Source organism: Escherichia sp. E2748, from assembly GCF_005781125.1.
In the GTDB taxonomy this organism is placed as follows: domain Bacteria; phylum Pseudomonadota; class Gammaproteobacteria; order Enterobacterales; family Enterobacteriaceae; genus Escherichia.
This window is the reverse complement of the sequence record NZ_VATP01000056.1, coordinates 3232-4271: the sequence shown is the minus strand read 5'-3', so window position 1 is coordinate 4271 and position 1040 is coordinate 3232. Positions and strand designations below refer to the sequence as shown.

2 protein-coding genes are annotated in these 1040 nt (G+C 52.5%); both read left to right on the top strand.

Features of this window, described 5'->3' with window-relative positions:
- Positions 1 to 330, top strand: a 330-nt coding sequence (locus tag FEK42_RS22715) for a RusA family crossover junction endodeoxyribonuclease (protein ID WP_138211991.1), incomplete at its 5' end; no start/stop codon positions are given.
- A gap of 19 nt (positions 331 to 349) precedes the next feature.
- Positions 350 to 1040 (top strand): KilA-N domain-containing protein (locus tag FEK42_RS22710; protein WP_138211992.1); only part of this gene is annotated, 691 nt, incomplete at its 3' end.

Here is a 1040-nt window from a genome sequence, read left to right as displayed (position 1 = left end):
GGGGCGTTTGCTGGTAAGAGCCTGATAAGCGCGGCGGGGCGAAAATTCCAGAGCGCGGCGTGTGCAGCAATAGTTGAGCAGTTACGTCGTCTGCCGAAACCAACGTCGGCACCTGCTTCAGTGGAGATCGTGTTGTTTCCTCCGGATAACCGGATCCGCGATCTGGACAACTATAACAAGGCGCTGTTTGACGCCCTGACCCACGCGGGTGTGTGGGAAGACGACAGCCAGGTGAAAAGAATGTTGGTGGAGTGGGGACCGGTTATCCCGGAAGGGAAGGTCGAGATCACTATCAGTAAGTACGAGAAAACGGCGGGTGCAGCCGCCTGATCAAGAGGAGAAACGAAGTATGAATAATCTGATGGTCATTGATGGTATTGAAGTTCGTCGTGATGCTTATGGGCGTTACAGCCTGAACGATCTGCACAGGGCTGCCGGTTCTCTGGATAAGCATAAGCCTGCATTCTGGCTCCGCAATGAGCAAACTGAACGTTTAATAAGCGAGTTGCAGATTTGCAACTCGGTCAATATAGAGCCAGTTAACGTTATTCGTGGCGGAAATAACCAGGGGACGTATGTCTGCAAGGAACTGGTGTATGCCTATGCAATGTGGATCAGTCCGTCATTCCATCTGAAGGTGATCCGTACTTTCGATATGGTAACCAGCGCGCCGGAAAAGTTATCCGGACAGGCTGCTGACAAGATGCAGGCTGGCGTGATTCTGCTGGACTTTATGCGCCGGGAGTTAAATCTGTCTAACTCTTCAGTGCTTGGAGCCTGTCAGAAACTCCAGGAGGCTGTTGGCTTACCGAATCTGGCACCGCGCTATGCCATTGATGCTCCTGCTGATGCACACGATGGCTCAAGTCGCCCCACGCTGTCGCTGAGTGCACTGCTGAAGCAGTATGGTATCCGCCTGACGGCTAATCAGGCATATCACCAGATGGTGAAGCTGGGGATCGTTGAACAACGCGAACGATACAGCCGTACCGCGATTAACAACATCAAAAAATTCTGGTCGCTGACAGCGAAAGGCTGCA